The organism is Streptomyces sp. KR80 (assembly GCF_052245555.1).
Classification (GTDB): Bacteria; Actinomycetota; Actinomycetes; order Streptomycetales; family Streptomycetaceae; genus Streptomyces.
On the sequence record NZ_JBQQCD010000024.1, the window covers coordinates 1 to 14,382 of the forward strand.

The 14,382-nt window shown below is 71.2% G+C and carries 11 protein-coding genes and 2 pseudogenes; 6 read left to right on the forward strand and 7 right to left on the reverse strand.

Features of this window, described 5'->3' with window-relative positions; translation table 11 throughout:
- On the forward strand, nucleotides 1-354 hold a 354-nt coding region (locus ACTWQI_RS25945), incomplete at its 5' end, for an Hsp70 family protein (protein ID WP_443274170.1).
- A 257-nt stretch (nucleotides 355-611) separates the two neighbouring features.
- Nucleotides 612-1,157, forward strand: coding sequence for a nucleotide exchange factor GrpE (gene grpE, locus ACTWQI_RS25950; RefSeq protein WP_443274171.1), 546 nt, complete (start codon nucleotides 612-614; stop codon nucleotides 1,155-1,157).
- Between the two features lie 14 nt (nucleotides 1,158-1,171).
- Here grpE and ACTWQI_RS25955 read toward each other — a convergent pair whose 3' ends face one another.
- Entirely contained in the window at nucleotides 1,172-1,549 is a 378-nt protein-coding gene (locus ACTWQI_RS25955; RefSeq protein ID WP_443274172.1) for a GntR family transcriptional regulator, read from the reverse strand.
- A 139-nt stretch (nucleotides 1,550-1,688) separates the two neighbouring features.
- Nucleotides 1,689-3,287 (reverse strand): carboxyl transferase domain-containing protein, encoded by a 1,599-nt coding sequence (locus ACTWQI_RS25960; RefSeq protein ID WP_443274173.1) that lies wholly within the window; start codon nucleotides 3,285-3,287, stop codon nucleotides 1,689-1,691.
- A 275-nt stretch (nucleotides 3,288-3,562) separates the two neighbouring features.
- Between ACTWQI_RS25960 and ACTWQI_RS25965 the strand changes: the two are divergent.
- A pseudogene (locus ACTWQI_RS25965) lies at nucleotides 3,563-3,865 on the forward strand (IS701 family transposase); the annotation flags it as partial.
- A 312-nt stretch (nucleotides 3,866-4,177) separates the two neighbouring features.
- Nucleotides 4,178-4,693: a hypothetical protein gene (locus ACTWQI_RS25970; RefSeq protein ID WP_443274174.1), complete on the forward strand. Its 516-nt coding sequence runs from the start codon at nucleotides 4,178-4,180 to the stop codon at nucleotides 4,691-4,693.
- 366 nt (nucleotides 4,694-5,059) lie between these two features.
- Here the strand turns inward: ACTWQI_RS25970 and ACTWQI_RS25975 are convergent, their stop codons facing one another.
- The 3 genes and pseudogenes from ACTWQI_RS25975 to ACTWQI_RS25985 all read right to left on the reverse strand — a co-directional run bounded on the left by ACTWQI_RS25975 (nucleotide 5,060) and on the right by ACTWQI_RS25985 (nucleotide 7,659).
- Nucleotides 5,060-6,829, reverse strand: a complete 1,770-nt coding sequence (locus ACTWQI_RS25975; protein WP_443274175.1) for a helix-turn-helix domain-containing protein — start codon at nucleotides 6,827-6,829, stop codon at nucleotides 5,060-5,062.
- A 71-nt stretch (nucleotides 6,830-6,900) separates the two neighbouring features.
- Nucleotides 6,901-7,259 (reverse strand): annotated as a pseudogene (locus tag ACTWQI_RS25980) (M15 family metallopeptidase); the annotation flags it as partial.
- A gap of 268 nt (nucleotides 7,260-7,527) precedes the next feature.
- Nucleotides 7,528-7,659 (reverse strand): hypothetical protein, encoded by a 132-nt coding sequence (locus ACTWQI_RS25985; protein WP_443274176.1) that lies wholly within the window; start codon nucleotides 7,657-7,659, stop codon nucleotides 7,528-7,530.
- A 553-nt stretch (nucleotides 7,660-8,212) separates the two neighbouring features.
- On the opposite strand from ACTWQI_RS25985, the gene ACTWQI_RS25990 reads away from it, so the two are divergent.
- On the forward strand, nucleotides 8,213-10,429 hold the full coding sequence (locus ACTWQI_RS25990; RefSeq protein WP_443274177.1) for a WD40/YVTN/BNR-like repeat-containing protein: 2,217 nt from the start codon (nucleotides 8,213-8,215) through the stop codon (nucleotides 10,427-10,429).
- A gap of 430 nt (nucleotides 10,430-10,859) precedes the next feature.
- On the forward strand, nucleotides 10,860-11,819 hold the full coding sequence (locus ACTWQI_RS25995; protein ID WP_443274178.1) for a lytic polysaccharide monooxygenase auxiliary activity family 9 protein: 960 nt from the start codon (nucleotides 10,860-10,862) through the stop codon (nucleotides 11,817-11,819).
- Nucleotides 11,820-11,959: 140 nt separating this feature from the next.
- On the opposite strand, the gene ACTWQI_RS26000 is transcribed toward ACTWQI_RS25995, so the two are convergent.
- Together ACTWQI_RS26000 and ACTWQI_RS26005 are read right to left on the reverse strand one after the other, a co-directional pair.
- Entirely contained in the window at nucleotides 11,960-12,850 is an 891-nt protein-coding gene (locus ACTWQI_RS26000; protein ID WP_443274179.1) for an esterase/lipase family protein, read from the reverse strand.
- Nucleotides 12,851-13,076: 226 nt separating this feature from the next.
- The gene (locus ACTWQI_RS26005; protein WP_443274226.1) at nucleotides 13,077-14,048 is read right to left on the reverse strand and encodes a DNA polymerase Y family protein; all 972 of its coding nucleotides are present in this window, start codon (nucleotides 14,046-14,048) and stop codon (nucleotides 13,077-13,079) included.
- Between the last annotated feature and the right edge of the window lie 334 nt (nucleotides 14,049-14,382).

The following is a 14,382-nucleotide window of genomic DNA, read 5'->3' on the forward strand; positions in this document are numbered from 1 at the left end:
CGCAACCAGGCCGAGCAGCTCGTCTACCAGACCGAGAAGTTCCTCAAGGACAACGAGGACAAGGTCCCGGGCGAGGTGAAGACCGAGGTCGAGACGGCGGTGGCCGACCTCAAGGAGAAGCTCAAGGCGGAGCCCGCCGAGGGCGGCAATACGGCGGAGATCCGCACCGCGACCGAGAAGGTCGCCGCGGTCAGCCAGAAGATGGGGCAGGCGATCTACGCCAAGGCCCAGGCCGAAGGCGCGGGCGGTACGGCGGGCGCCGGTACCGCGGGGCCCGGCGAGGCGAAGAGCGAGGAGGATGTCGTCGACGCCGAGATCGTCGACGAGGACAAGCCTCAGGGAGGTACCGGATGAGTCACCCGACCGGCTCTCGACACGGACGCCAGCAGCGGACGCCGGCGATCGCCTCGGATGCGATGCGCACCCATCCGGCCGCCCTCGCACCGCCTTCCCGGTCCGCCCTGGCAGCGTCTTCCCGGTCCGCCGTCGACCGGCCCCGGCCCCGGGCGCCGTTGCCGGCCGCCGGCCGGGACGCCGAGGCGAGCCTCCCTCGGACGCCTCCCCCGGACTCCGTCTGGACGGTGCCTGCGGTGCCCCCAGGCGGGACGTCCATGCCGTCGCCCTCCCCGCGCGGTCACGGCTCCCAGCCGGACCAGCCGCAGCAGCCACACCCCGCGGAGCTGCAGGCGCGGCTCGTCGAGCGCACCGCGGACCTGCAGCGGCTGAAGGCCGAGTACGACAACTACCGCAAGCGGGTCCGGCGCGACCGGCTGGCGATCCGTGAGACCGCCGTGGCCGACGTACTCCGCGAGCTCCTGCCCGTCCTCGACACCGTCGAGGAGGCCCGCGGCCGTGGCGATATGACCGACGGCTTCATCGCCGTCGCCGACGCCCTCGAAACCCACCTGGCAGCGCTGGGGCTGCACTCCTTCGGCACACCCGGCGAACCGTTCGACCCCAGACAGCACAAGGCGCTCTACCAGTCGCCCTCCGAGGACGTCGACCGCGCCACATGCGCCGTGGTCCTCCGGCCCGGCTACCGGCTGGGCGAACGGCTTCTCAGCCCGGCCTACGTGATCGTCGCCGAACCGGCCGCCCCGGAAGCGTCGGCACCCGAACCACGGGGTCAGCGCCCCGCGCCCTCGTCGGGGGGCTGACCAGCCACGACGCGTCAACCTGCGGTAAAGGCGGCACGCAGTGCGTCCTCCACCGCCGCGAGCGCGGCGGCCCGGTCCAGGCCGAGGCGGTGGACCCGCTGTGCGTAGGCCATAGCTGCTGCGGCCGCCTCCCGCTCGGCGGCATCGCCGGCCGCCGCGACGAACGTGCCGTTGCGCCCGCGCGTCTCGACCACGCCGTCCGACTCCAGCGCGCGATACGCCTTGGCCACCGTGTTCGCCGCGAGCCCGAGCTGTTCGGCCAGCCCACGCACGGTCGGCAGCTTGTAGCCGACCGGCAGGGCTCCCGAGCGCGCCTGGTCGGCGATCTGCGCACGTACCTGCTCGTACGGCGGCTCGGCGGCATGGCTGTCGACGACGACCTTCAGACTCACGGGGGCTCCTCGCGGACGGCTGTGCTTTGTGGCACCCATTGTGTGCAGCCGCCGAGGTCCGTGCGCGCCGTGGCGCGCGAATGTCAGCCACCGCTCACTGGATGGGGGACATCGGCCAGTGGTCTGTGGCGGTCGGCGGTCAACTCCCTCCCAGGCCGCGGTGGCGGGCTCGGCGGGCGGTGCGGCGGGCGGCGGGCTCCTGGGAGCGCAGGGACGCCAGTTCGGCGCCCAGGACCCCGCCGAGGCAGGTGAGGAAGGGCTCCGGCTCGTCGGCGGCGTCACCGCCGCCCTCCCCTCCGGAGGACTCCTCGACGATGCGATCGACGATGCCGTGCGCAAGGAGGTCGGCGGAGCGCACCCCCTGGCGGGCCGCCACCTCGGACGCCCGGTCCGTGGTCCGGTACAGGATCGCGGACGCGCCCTCGGGCGGCAGGGGTGAGAGCCAGGCGTGCCGGGCCGCGATCACCCGGTCCGCGGGCAGCAGCGCAAGCGCGCCGCCCCCCGCGCCCTGGCCCAGGAGCAGGCACAGCGTCGGGGCGGGCAGGGTGACGAGGTCGGCGAGGCAGCGGGCGATCTCCGCGGCGAGACCGCCCTCTTCGGCCTCCCGGGAGAGCGCGGCGCCCGCCGTGTCCACGACGGTGAGCAGTGGAAGGTCGAGTTCCGCGGCGATGCGCATACCGCGGCGGGCCTCGCGCAGCCCGCCGGGCCCCAGCGGCGGAGCGACCTCGGCCCGGCGGTCGTGACCGAGGACGACGCAGGGCGTGCCCCCGATGCGGGCCAGCGCGAGCAGCAGGCCCGGGTCGTGCTCGCCTGCGCCCGTCCCGTTGAGCGGGGTGACATCGCGACCGGCGACCTTCAACAGGGCACGCACGCCCGGGCGGTCGGTCCGCCGCGAGCGCCGGATCGACTCCGCGGTCGACGCACCGCCGCTGGCGTCCCGACCGGCCCCCGCTGCCGGGTCCTCGCCCGCCTGCGGCGGTGTCGCTGCCCCTGCCCGGCCGCGGGCCTCGGCCGGGCGTTCCGGTGGTGCCGCAGCGGCGGTGTCACCGCAGAGCACGGAGAGGGCGCGGGCCACCACGTCGGGGAGCCGGTCCGCGGGGAAGACGGCGTCCACCAAGCCGTTGGCGAGGAGGTTCTCCGCGGTCTGGACTCCCGCCGGGAACTCCTCGCCGTACAGGGCCGCGTGGACGCGCGGGCCCAGGAAGCCGATGAGCGCGCCCGGTTCGGCCGCGGTGACATGCCCCAGGGAGCCCCACGAAGCCAGGACGCCGCCCATGGTCGGATGGCGCAGGTACACCAGATACGGCAGTCCGGCCGCCTTGTGGTCGGCGATGGCCGCGGTGACCTTCACCATCTGGACGAAGGCGACCGTGCCTTCCTGCATGCGCGTGCCACCGGAGGCGGGGGCGGCGAGCAGCGGCAGCCGTTCCTTCGTGGCCCGCTCCACGGCCTGTATGAGCCGTTCCCCCGCCGCCATGCCGATCGAGCCGGCCAGGAAGCGGAATTCACAGGCGAGGACGGCCACCCGACGCCCGCGGATCCGGCCCTCGCCGGTGACGACGGACTCGTCGAGGCCGGTGCGCTCACGGGCCTGCTCCAGGTCGGCTCGGTAGTCCGCGTCCTCGGTCGTGACGGTCACGGGTTCGTCCCAGCGGCGCCAGCTGCCGGGGTCGACGACGGCTTCGACGAGTGCCAGCGCAGGAGAGCGCGGGCTCGCGTGAGGGCTCGGTCCGGTCATGGGAACACCCTGCCACGGGCCCTCACCGGCTCGTTCTTCAATGACTGCTGAGTGGTTCCTTAACCGCACCGTAAGGGCCTGCAGCCTTCCTCCGGCCCTTTGTGCAGGTCAGGGCAAGGCTGCAGCTATCGCACCGTGCGCCGGGTTGGGCCTTAGGAGTGCCTTAAGCATCCCCGCCCGCGTTCACCGCGTCATGTCCCCGTGAGAGCTCTCTCCGGAAACCGTCCGGATGCCTTCGGGCATCACAGGAAAGGAGCCTCGTCTTCGACCCCGATCCGCCAACCCATCACCGCTGGGTGATAGCCCGCCGCAGCCTGTCTGACCCCAGCGAGCTCGCCTACTACCTCGCTTACGCACCTATCGGGATCGAGATCGCCGAGCTGGCCCGCGTCGCCGGCTCACGTTGGGCGATTGAAGAGTGCTTCCAGGCCGCGAAGAACGAGTGCGGCCTGGACGAGTACGAGGTCCGCCGTTACGTGGGCTGGTATCGGCACATCACCCTGGCCATGCTCGCCCATGCCTTCCTCGCCGTCCTTGCTGCCCAGGCCCGGGACACCGCAAAGGGGGCGGCAGAAACACGAACTCTGACTGGAGTACTCAGCCCACGTAAAAGCCTGGCCAACTCATCTGTTGGCCCCGTGGTGCCCAACAGGCGTCCTCCGTTATTCGTGTCGTTGTCCGGCGCAAAACGAATCCACACGTCCCGATGCACCGTCGAACCTGCAGATCAGGATGGGGGGAACGTCCCGCTCGTCCCGCGCGTCGCACAGAGCGTTGCCGGCCCCGGCCGGGGGTCCCATGGTTATGGCGATCGCCTCGAGGCCCTGCAGCCTTGGGGCTGCCCCGGACGGGAGGTGTCCGGGGCACGTACCTAACACGGGGAAGGATCCATGAGATTCAGCACGATCACAGGGGTGATCACTGCGGGGGCGCTCGCCCTGCCGGTGGCCAGTCTGGCCTCGGTGCCCGCCCACGCCGCTGCCAGCGCGGCGGCGCGGGCGAAGGCCGCTCAGGTGTCCCCGACGGCGCCGGACGGCGCCCTCGGGGCACAGGGCGGCTGCAGCTGGTTCGGGTGCAGCGAGATCCAGAACTTGTCGCGCAGGAACGTCCGGGTGGCGCGGGACTGGTGCGGAAGTGGCAGAAACGGAGCCATCAGCAACCGCTCGCGTGGTCCGCAGACCTGCTCCCGCAACAAATACAAGTGGCTCAAGCCGGGGCAGCACTCCTACACGTCTGCGTTCAAGGACACTGACTCGTTCCGCGTTGGCCGCGGCTGCAAGATGAAGGTGCAGTGGAACACGGACGGCCAGGAGAACGGCAGATTCAAGACGTACAGGCCGTCACGGACCATCTGGGTGAAGGTGTCGGACAACTACGACATCGACATCGAGAGTTACCGGTGCTGACCCGATAGCGAGTCAGACTCGACGGGCCCCTTCCCGCGACCGGGCGGGAAGGGGCCCGTACTGTCGGCGACAGGTGAACTGAAATCAGGGTTTCGTACTCAGGGCGGTGCTGCCTCGTGGTGGTGATCGACCGCTCCTCCGGCGGCGCCACCTCTAGGCGCTCGGGGAGCGCCGGCTCCATCGAGGATTCTGCTGCCGTACCTCCCGCGACGGTCGGGGAGCGGGAGAGGACCGGGTGATCTTCTCCTCGCTGGAGGAGCGCAGGAATCCCTTCGGGAGCCGACGACGCGCCACGCCCCGGGCCATCCCCCTGGCCGGGTCGGCTCCGACCGCCCGCTCGCGATCACTTGGCATCGGCGACCGTCATCAGTCGCCGACGGGAACCCGTCGGCTGGAGATCAACACCGGTTCCTCGGTGATCTCGACTTCGTCACCGACCTGAACAGGGACCACAGTCCCGTCGAGAGCGTGCACAGACCGGCCGCGGGACCCCACCATGGTGGTGGCCGTACCGGACTCGGCCCACCGGATGACCGCACGGCCACCCGGCCCGTGCGGCCCGCCCGAGAATCCGCACTGCCACACCTTGTCCGGCAGTCCCTCGGCCGCCCCGTGTCCGCAGCCATGGATACGGGCGCCCGCGAGCCATCGTTGCAGCTGCTCGACCGCCCGGGCGGCCTTGGTGGGTGGCGCGCCCTCGGCCTGAAGCACGATCGGGATGTGGCCGCTCCCCCAGTTGTAGAAGTACATACGCCGTAGGTTGACCTCCCGTCCGTACAGCCCCACCAAGAAGAAGCGGACGGCGTAGTCGCGGGCGCGCTCGGGAGAGAGTGACCCCTGGAGCGGCAGGTCGTATGTCGTCCCTGTGCTCCACAGCGGTGGGTGCACACCAACCCGGTGCAGGGTCTCATCCACGGCGGTCAGCACCTTGGCCATGGTTTCCGGCGGATCCGACGCGTGCCGCTGATGCAGCTTGATCCCCGCCACATCGCAGTGGTCGTATCCACCGAGTTTCGCGAAACGCCGCAGGAAGGGCAGCGCGTCGCGCTCCCACAGGCGGCCCATGCCCGGGCAGACCACCGTGGCCTCGGGGGCGGCGTCCTTCAGGATCCGGTCCGCCCGCTCGGTCATCTCGACAAGCGTCTCCACGCTGCCTGAGTAGAAGCGCCGGTCGTTGGCCATGACCCAGAGCTCGTACGCCTCGATACGGTCCCGGTAGCGCTCGCCGAGCGCCCTGACGAAGGCATCCCAGTCGGCGAGGTCGTCGGGGGGCGCGGTACGGGAACCGTCGGCGTAGACCGACTTCGGCCCCTTCGGCGCCGCCCAGGCCGGCGTACCCCCGAGGACGAACAAGACGGGCCGCCCGGCCTGTTCGGCGCCGTCGACTAGCCGGTCGAGGGTACTCCAGCGGAACTCCCCGCGCCGTGGCTGGATGTTCGCCCAGCGGGTACCGCTGTCCCACAGCCGCACGCTGCCGACTCGGAACGACGGCATGACGCCGGAGGAGCTGTTGATGGTGACTCCGAAGGTCGTCTCGGGAACCAGATGGGGAGTGTCGGTCCACTGGTCTCCCGGGGAGCCCGAGGAGCCCGGCGCGCGGGGCGGCGCAGGCGGCTGCGAGGACGCGGGCAGCCCGGAGTTCGGCGCCAGCACGAACACCAGGACACCGAGAAGCAGCGCCAAGAGGACGGCGGGGCCGGGCAATCGGCGGGGGCGCGCGGCCGAGGAACGGACCAGGGGGGATACGGGTAAGGGCTCTGCGGCGCGCGGATTCTCGGACGGTGACTGCGGACGTAACGTTTCCGGAAGTGGCGCAGTCGAAGGCGACGCGCCCATGGGCGGCGCGTCCCCATGCGATCCATCCGACGCAAGCGGATCCGCTCGCTGCGCATCCTCCGTGGCGGCCGTCCACAGCCGCAGCAGCTTGTTCAGCTCAGCCGGCGTGGCACCGCACTCCCGGGCCAGCCTCACGACCACGTCGTAGTCGGGGGGCACACTCGTGCCCGTGCAGTAACGGTGCAGTGTCGAACTGCTGGTGTACGTCCTTCTCGCGAGTTGGGCGTAGCTGACCCCACCGCGCCGTTTCAGCTTCAGCAGCAGCGCGCCCAGGCTCTGTGCGTCCTGTGACCCGGTCACGATCTCCCCCTCGTGTCACCGCGGACAGCACCGCGGACAGCGTGCCAGGGCCAGCACTGCCCCCGCAGTTGTCAGTGTTCCGGCTGCGATCGCGATGGCCGCTGCGGGCCGTACAGGGCCCCGGGCGCCCGGTCATAGCCGACCAGTACCGGTCGCGGTACGACCAGTGCCACCACTCGGTGGGGTAATTGACGAACCCGGCCCTGGTGAGGGCGTCGGACAGCACACGGCGGTTGTCCCGCGCGATGTCGGAGATGTTGGGCGCCGCGGTGTAGCACGCGCCGTCGCTCTCCTCGGGGCTGGCGTTGACCGGGGTGCCGAGGTCGAGTTCGGTACCGACGGCGGTGCAGAGGGTGAGGTCCACGGCGGCGCCGGCGACATGGGGGGCGACTTCCGGCGGGGAGAGGGAGCGGCTGGTCTGGGTGCGGAGCACCGCCGTCGACCGCGACCACCAGCAGGGACGTGGTCACGCGAGGCGACGAGGCGATGCGGAGCATCAGATTTCCCTCCCCCTCAGGATTCCTGGCGTCGGGTGTTTCCGTCCGACGCCAGTAAGGTTCGCGGAAGACGCTTTAGGTTCTCTACAAGTCGATCTCCAGCGACCTCCAGCCGTCCCTCGCGGTCTCACCACTCATCCGCCGCGCAGGTCGGGCCTCTCTGACACCCTTCCGACACCTGTCGCCGCGGCTGCGTTTGGCTCAGCGCCGACCTTTGATGACCAGGGCCATCAGGGCGTCGACGACGGTGACGTGCCAGCCGCGGGCGCCCAGCTCTCTGGCCCTCGACAGGCCGAATACTCCCGCGCCCACGACAACAGCCGTCCTCGTCATCCGGTGCTTCCTCTCCCTTTCTTCTCCGGCTATCCCTGCTCACGCTGCAGACCTGGAGTTCGTCCACACCCGCCAGGCCGGCCAAACGGACGAGGCCCACGAAGACCAGGAGCCGATGAAGACCAACGTCTGACCGTCCCCCGGCGGCTCGGCTCCCGAGCGGGTCCGTATACGCCTGCGTCTTGGCGTATACGGACCCGCTCACCTGCGTATCAGCAGGTGAATCGGCTTCTGCTGAGCCTGCAGGCCCATGAGGCGCAAAGAACGGCGTCATGGCTACGCAGGGTGTGCCGGGAAGTCTGGTCGGCGTCCAGGGGACTCCTGTACTCGCTCATCGACTCGCCCAGACATGCTTGCCAGGGCCTTTCCGTACACGTCGAGACGCACGCCGCCGAGTGATCGTTGCTGCTTCGCGGATAGCGCCGGGTCGGGTGGGTTCGGTGGGTGAGGCCCGCCGGCCTGTCGCAAGAGCCGACTCGCGCTCTTCTGCTCAACTCCCCTCTCTCGTAAGGTCATCGCTGTTTGAAGCGGTCATGGCAACAAGGAAGGTGTCATGGGCAGACGTCTGCTTGCGTTGGTTCTGGCCGCGGTCACCGGTGCCGCGGTCCTCATAGCACCGGCGGCCGCGGCGCCGCCTAGGCCATCCGATGTCTACCGGCCGGTCCGTGGACCGGCCGCCCCCGCGGAGTACCGCTACCTCCAGAAAACCCTGCCGGGAGAGTCGATTCCGCGCCACGCCCACGACCTCGCCGCGGCACAGGCGCGCCAACTGCCCGCCACCGGCAGGCGCTGGAAGGCCATCGGACCCACCAACATCGGCGGGCGCATCGTCTCCCTCGCGCTCGACCCCATACGCGCCGACACCCTGTATGCGGCGGCCGCCAGCGGCGGGCTGTGGCGCAGCACCGACGCCGGGCAGACGTTCCACTCGGTGTGGCCAGACAGCTGGACCCAGGCCATGGGCGCGGTCGCCACCGCCCCGGACGGCACCCTGTACGTCGGCACCGGCGAGCCCAATCCCGGCGGCGGAAGCATCACCTACGAGGGGACAGGGCTGTACCGCAGCACCGACGGTGGCGCCCACTGGACGCCGCTCGGCCTGCGCGACTCCGGTGCGATCAGCGCCATCACCATCGACCCCGCCAACCCTCGCCGCATCTACGTCGCCGCGGCCGGATCGCTGTACAACGGCGGTGGCGACCGGGGCGTGTACCGCTCGGACGACGGCGGCGCCACCTGGGAGCGGATCCTCACCGGGGCCAACGAGTTCACCGGCGCCACCGAGATCGTCGTCGACGGCGACCGGCTCTACGCGGTGCTGTGGGACCACCGCCGCCGCCCCGACGTGCGTACCTACGGCGGAGTGGGCTCGGGTGTCTTCCGCAGCACGGACGGCGGCCGGACCTGGCAGCGGCTCGGCGGTGGCCTGCCCGCCCCGGGCCCCGATGTCGGGCGCATCGGCCTCGCCGTCGCCGGCGACCGGCTCTATGCGATCGTCAACAAGTCCAGTGGCCCCTTCGAGGGGTTCTACACCTCCGCCGACGCCGGCGACAGCTGGACCCGCACCCCCGCCAACAAGGACCTCACCGACTCCCAGTCCAGCTTCGGATGGTGGTTCGGCAAGGTGTGGATCGACCCCCGGAACACCGAACACGTGCATGTAGCCGGGGTCGCCCTGCTGACGACGAAGGACGGCGGCACCACCTGGACGGCTGACGACAAGAGCATGCACGTCGACCACCACGCCATGGTGTGGGACCCGCGCCGCCCCGGCCGCGTCTACCTCGGCAACGACGGCGGTGTCTACCGCTCCGACACCGGCGGCGACGGCGGCTGGGTCAAGGCCAGCCACCAGCCGTACACCCAGCTCTACAGCGCGGCGATCAGCCCGCAGGACGTCACCAGGATCTCGGGCGGGGCCCAGGACAACGGCTCGCTGCGCTCCTGGGGCGGGGACGGGTTCAACGAGTACCTCGGCGGCGACGGCGAGGAGAACCTCATCAATCCGACCGACGTCGACAACGTCTTCGCCTGCTACCAGTACGGCAACTGCTTCCGCTCCACCGACGGCGGCGACAAGCTCACGTACTTCGCGGACACGACCACCTTCAAGCGCCGCAACTGGTTCACCCCAGTCGTCTTCGACCCCCGCGACCCGAAGGTCCTCTACTACGGCTCCGAGGTGCTCAACCGCTCCACGGACGGCGGCGTGACCTGGCGGCCCATCAGCCCCGATCTGACCGGCGGCCCGGGCGCCGACCCCATCTACACCAACTACGGCACGATCACCTCGATCGCCCCGGCAGGCGACGGACACACCGTGTACGTCGGCACGGACGACGGCCGCGTGTGGGTCACCAAGGACCTCGGGGCGACGTGGACGAAGCTGGCCGAGGGGCGCCCTTGGGTGACCCGCGTGGTCGTCGACCCGAACGACCCCGAGCAGATCTGGACGACGCACTCCGGCTACCGCTCCGGCTCCCCGCTGCCCCACGTGTACGGCAGCACCGACGGTGGCCGGCACTGGCGGAACCTGTCGGGCAACCTCCCGGCGGCGCCCGTCAACGACCTGGTCGTCGCGCGGGGCGGCGTCCTGTACATCGGTACCGACCACGGCGTGTTCACCAGCGGCACGGGCGGCGGCCGCTGGCTGCGCCTCGGCCGTGGCATGCCGCAGGTTCCGGTCGACGACATCGAGTACGACGCGGGGCACCGCAGACTGGTGGCCGCCACGTTCGGCAGGGGCTTCTACGAACTGACCACTTCCTGAGCCGGACGCGCCGGGCGTCCCGCCCGTGGGCGGGACGCCCGGACTGCTGCGGCCACTGCCGCCCGCCCTGGCGGCGCTGGACACGGACCGCGCCAATTGGGCACCACAGACCACGACACAAGACACACGCGCTTGGACAACCACGGACGGTCGCGCGCCCGGACGCCCGGTTGAGTGGGCCTCCCTGCAGCCCTGTCTGAGGCCCCGATTAGCGCTCCCTTAACCGCACCATAAAGATCGCCTTCCCCCCGTCGCAGCAGCGGAAATCGGTGCTCTGCGGGTCTAGCGTGCTGGTCGACGCGACAGGGAGATGCCGTCGGCGCCGTCTTCGGGGGGCTGCGCCGGCGGCCCATCACCCCGCCCTCGCGGTCCCCCTCCGGCCGCGGCCCGTGTCACCCGACCCACCCCCCCACCGATGAGGAGACTCGCGATGACCGCACGTCGTAAGGCCGCTGGTATCGCCGCTATCGGCCTCGCGCCGCTCGCGCTCACCGCGCTGGCCGCCGGGTCCGCGGCTGCGCACGGTTCCATGACCGGCCCCGCCAGCCGGACGGCCGCCTGCTTCGCCGAGGGCCCGGAGACCCCCAAGTCGGCGGCCTGCAAGGCGGCCATCGCGGAGAGCGGCACTCAGCCGTTCTACGACTGGCACGAGGTCAACATCGGCGACGCCGCGGGGAAGCACAAGCAGCTCATCCCGGACGGCAAGCTGTGCAGCGCCGGTCGTGACAAGTACAAGGGCCTGGATCTGCCGCGCGCCGACTGGCCGGCGACCTCCGTCTCGGCCGGCAGCCAGAACTTCAACTACAAGGCCACCGCGCCGCACAAGGGCTCGATCGAGCTCTACGTGACCAAGGACGGCTACGACCCGACGAAGCCGCTGAAGTGGTCGGACCTGGAGTCCGAGCCGTTCGCCACCGTGACCAACCCGCCGCTGCAGAACGGCGCCTACGTCTTCGACGCCACGGTGCCCTCCAAGTCCGGCCGCCACATCATCTACAGCATCTGGCAGCGCTCGGACAGCCCCGAGGCCTTCTACGCCTGCTCCGACGTCGTCTTCGGCAAGGACAACGGCGGCTCCGCCCCTGCGCCGCAGCCGGAGACGCCGACTGACGAGCAGATCGAGGCCGGTGCCGACAAGTCGACGGTGGACCACAACGGCCACGGCGGCGACGACCACGCCGCGGAGCCGGTCGAGGCCGCGGCGGAGAACGCGGGCAACGACCCCAAGACGAACGGCTCGGGCGCACCGGCCGGGGACGACAACCTCGCCGAGACCGGAGGCGACAGCAGCACCACCCCGATCGCCCTGGGCGGCGCTGCGGTGCTGGCCCTCGGCTCGGCCCTGCTGTTCGCGACCACCCGCCGAAAGGCCGCACGCAACCGCGGTTGAACCGCCGCGGTTTGTACGGCGTACCGAGGTCACGCGCCGTACCGAGGCGCCGCCGCCCCTCCCTCCTCCACGGGGCGGCGGCGTCGGCGTGTCCGGGCACCGAACTCCGGGCACCGAACGGAGCCGGAATCGCGCGGGGTTCAGCCGAGCGACCAGCAGGTCGTCGGGGTGGCGTGGGCGGGGTCGAGGGCGTTGGCGGTCTCGTGGAAGGCGAGCCGGTCGAACAGCCCGATGGCCACGTGCTCGGAGAAGTCGAGCGGACACAGGTCCTGGAGCAGGACGTTGCGCACACCGGGCCCGGAGAGGAACTGCGAGCCGTACGGCGTGACGACCTCGTCGTACTTGGTCGCGATCACCGTGTAGCTCACCTCGGGCACCGTGTCACCGCCCTCGTTGAGCTTCCGCAGGAAGTCCGATCCCAGGATCTGGTCGGCCAGCCCTGGGGTCTTGTCGCTGATGAGCTCCTTCGCGCCGGGGAAGTGGTCGAGCAGCTGGGTGAAGCCGTTCATCGTGGTGCCGTGGTTGCTCGGCGCGAGCCCGACGAGTGCGTTCACCTTCGCCGCGCCGCCCAGGAATTTGAGGTAGTGACGCGGCATCATGCCGCCCTGGCTGTGTCCCACCAGGTCGGTCTCCGCGGCTCCGGTGGCCGACAGGACGCGGTCGACGTAGGCGGACAGCTGACGGGCCGAGTCCTCGACGGGACCGAGACCGTGGAAGAAGGGCACGCCGGGAAGTTGGCCGTAGTCGAGCGAGAAGACGCAGTAGCCGCGCTTGACCAGATAGGGCGCGAGGCCGAGCCAGTTGTCCACGGAGTTGCCGAGGGTGCCGTGCACGAGGACCACCGGCCGGGGATGGGCGGCGGACGGCTTGCAGGAGAAGTCGTTCCAGCCGCTGGTCGTGGCGGCGGAGACGGTGGTCGCGGAGACGGTGGTGGCGGACGCGGCGGCGGGTGCGGTGGGGACCGCGGTCAGGGTGGCTGTCAGCAGGATCGCGGGCGCGAGTCGCCACGCTCGCTTCCAGGGCAACTTCATGTGATCTCCTTGCGGGCGGTACGGAGTGGGGTAGCCGTTTCACCCTGTGGTCCGGATCACAAGAGAGCTGTTCATCCATCAAATTACGGACGAGTAGCAAAACTGGCCAGTAGCACGGTCGTAAAGAAACCGACACATCCCCTTCACCAGGCGGCCAAATCCTTGGCCAACGCCTAGCCGGAGTGCACGGGTCGGCCGCCCGTCCGCGTCCGTGCCGACGGCCTCGTCACGCCGCGCGCAGCGTCCCGGCAGGACGGGCCGCGCCCCCACCGAAGCGGGCCCGGGCACGGTCGGCGGCCGCCTCGATATGACGGGACTTCTCCTCCGCCGGGTCGTCGAAGGTCAGCTGGCGGGAGGCCAGTTCAGCGGGTATCAGGTCCTCGGCCCGCAGGGAGACGGCCCGCACCCGTGCCCGCTGCAGGGCGAGGGAGGCGTGCAGCGCGTACGCGGCGGAGGTCAGCGCCGGGGTGTGGGCCGTGGGCTCGGGGAGGGCGCGGCCGCGGGTCGTCGTGGACCGGTCGGCGTAACGGACGGTGAGCGTCAGGGAACGGGCGACTTGGCCCTCCGTACGCAACCGGGTGCCGATCTCGTGCGCGAGTGTGAGCAGCGCCCGGCGCCGCTGGTCCGGATCCAACTCGTCGTGGTCGAAACGGTGTTCCGCGCCGATGGAACGGGCCGGCGCGTTCGGAGTGACGGGGGTCGGATCGATGCCGCACGCCCGTTCGTGAAGGCGCCGTCCGGCGCTCGCGCCGAGGATGCGCTGGAGGGTGGCCTGCGGTACGGCCGCGATCCGCTCGAGGCTGTCCAGGCCGTACGACCTCAGGGTGCGGGCGGTCGCCGGGCCGACCCCGAGCAGGGTGGATACCGGCTTGCGGGCGAGGAAGCCGGCGACGGCCTCCGGGTCGCCGGGAACGGTCCGCACCGCTCCGGCCGCTCCGGTCGGTCCGGCCTGGGCAGCCATACGGGCGAGCAGCGGGTTGGCGGCGACCCCGATGGTGCAGTCGACGCCGTAGCGGGCGAGCGCGCGAACGCGTACGAGCTCAGCGAGCCCGACCGCGTCGCGGCGGAAGTAGCGCAGCGCGCCGCGCACGTCGGCGAGCGCGGCGTCGGGGGGCAGGGCCTCGATGACGGGGGTCACTTCACCGAGCAGGCCGAGCAGTCCTTCGTACGCCTCGTCGCCGAGCGGCTCCCCGCTCATGGCGTGAAACCGCACATACAGCACGTGCGCCGCCTCATTCGCCTCCCCACGCGCGCGTGCCCGCGCCGCCGAGGCGTCGGCGGCCACAGTGGCGTCCTGACCGACCGTCGGCAACCCTCCGACCGGAGCGCCCGCCAGAGCCTCGGCGCGCGGCACCGCCAAGACGTCGACCCGCGGGCCCCCGCGGCGAGACCGCGGCTCATCCGCCCGCACGCCCGCACCGAACCGCACCGACGACCATGCGGGCACGGGATCCGGCACGCCTCCGGCACGCGCGCGTGCACCGGCCCGTCCGCCCGGGCCCGACTCCGCCATCGGCTCGTCGCCCAGCCCG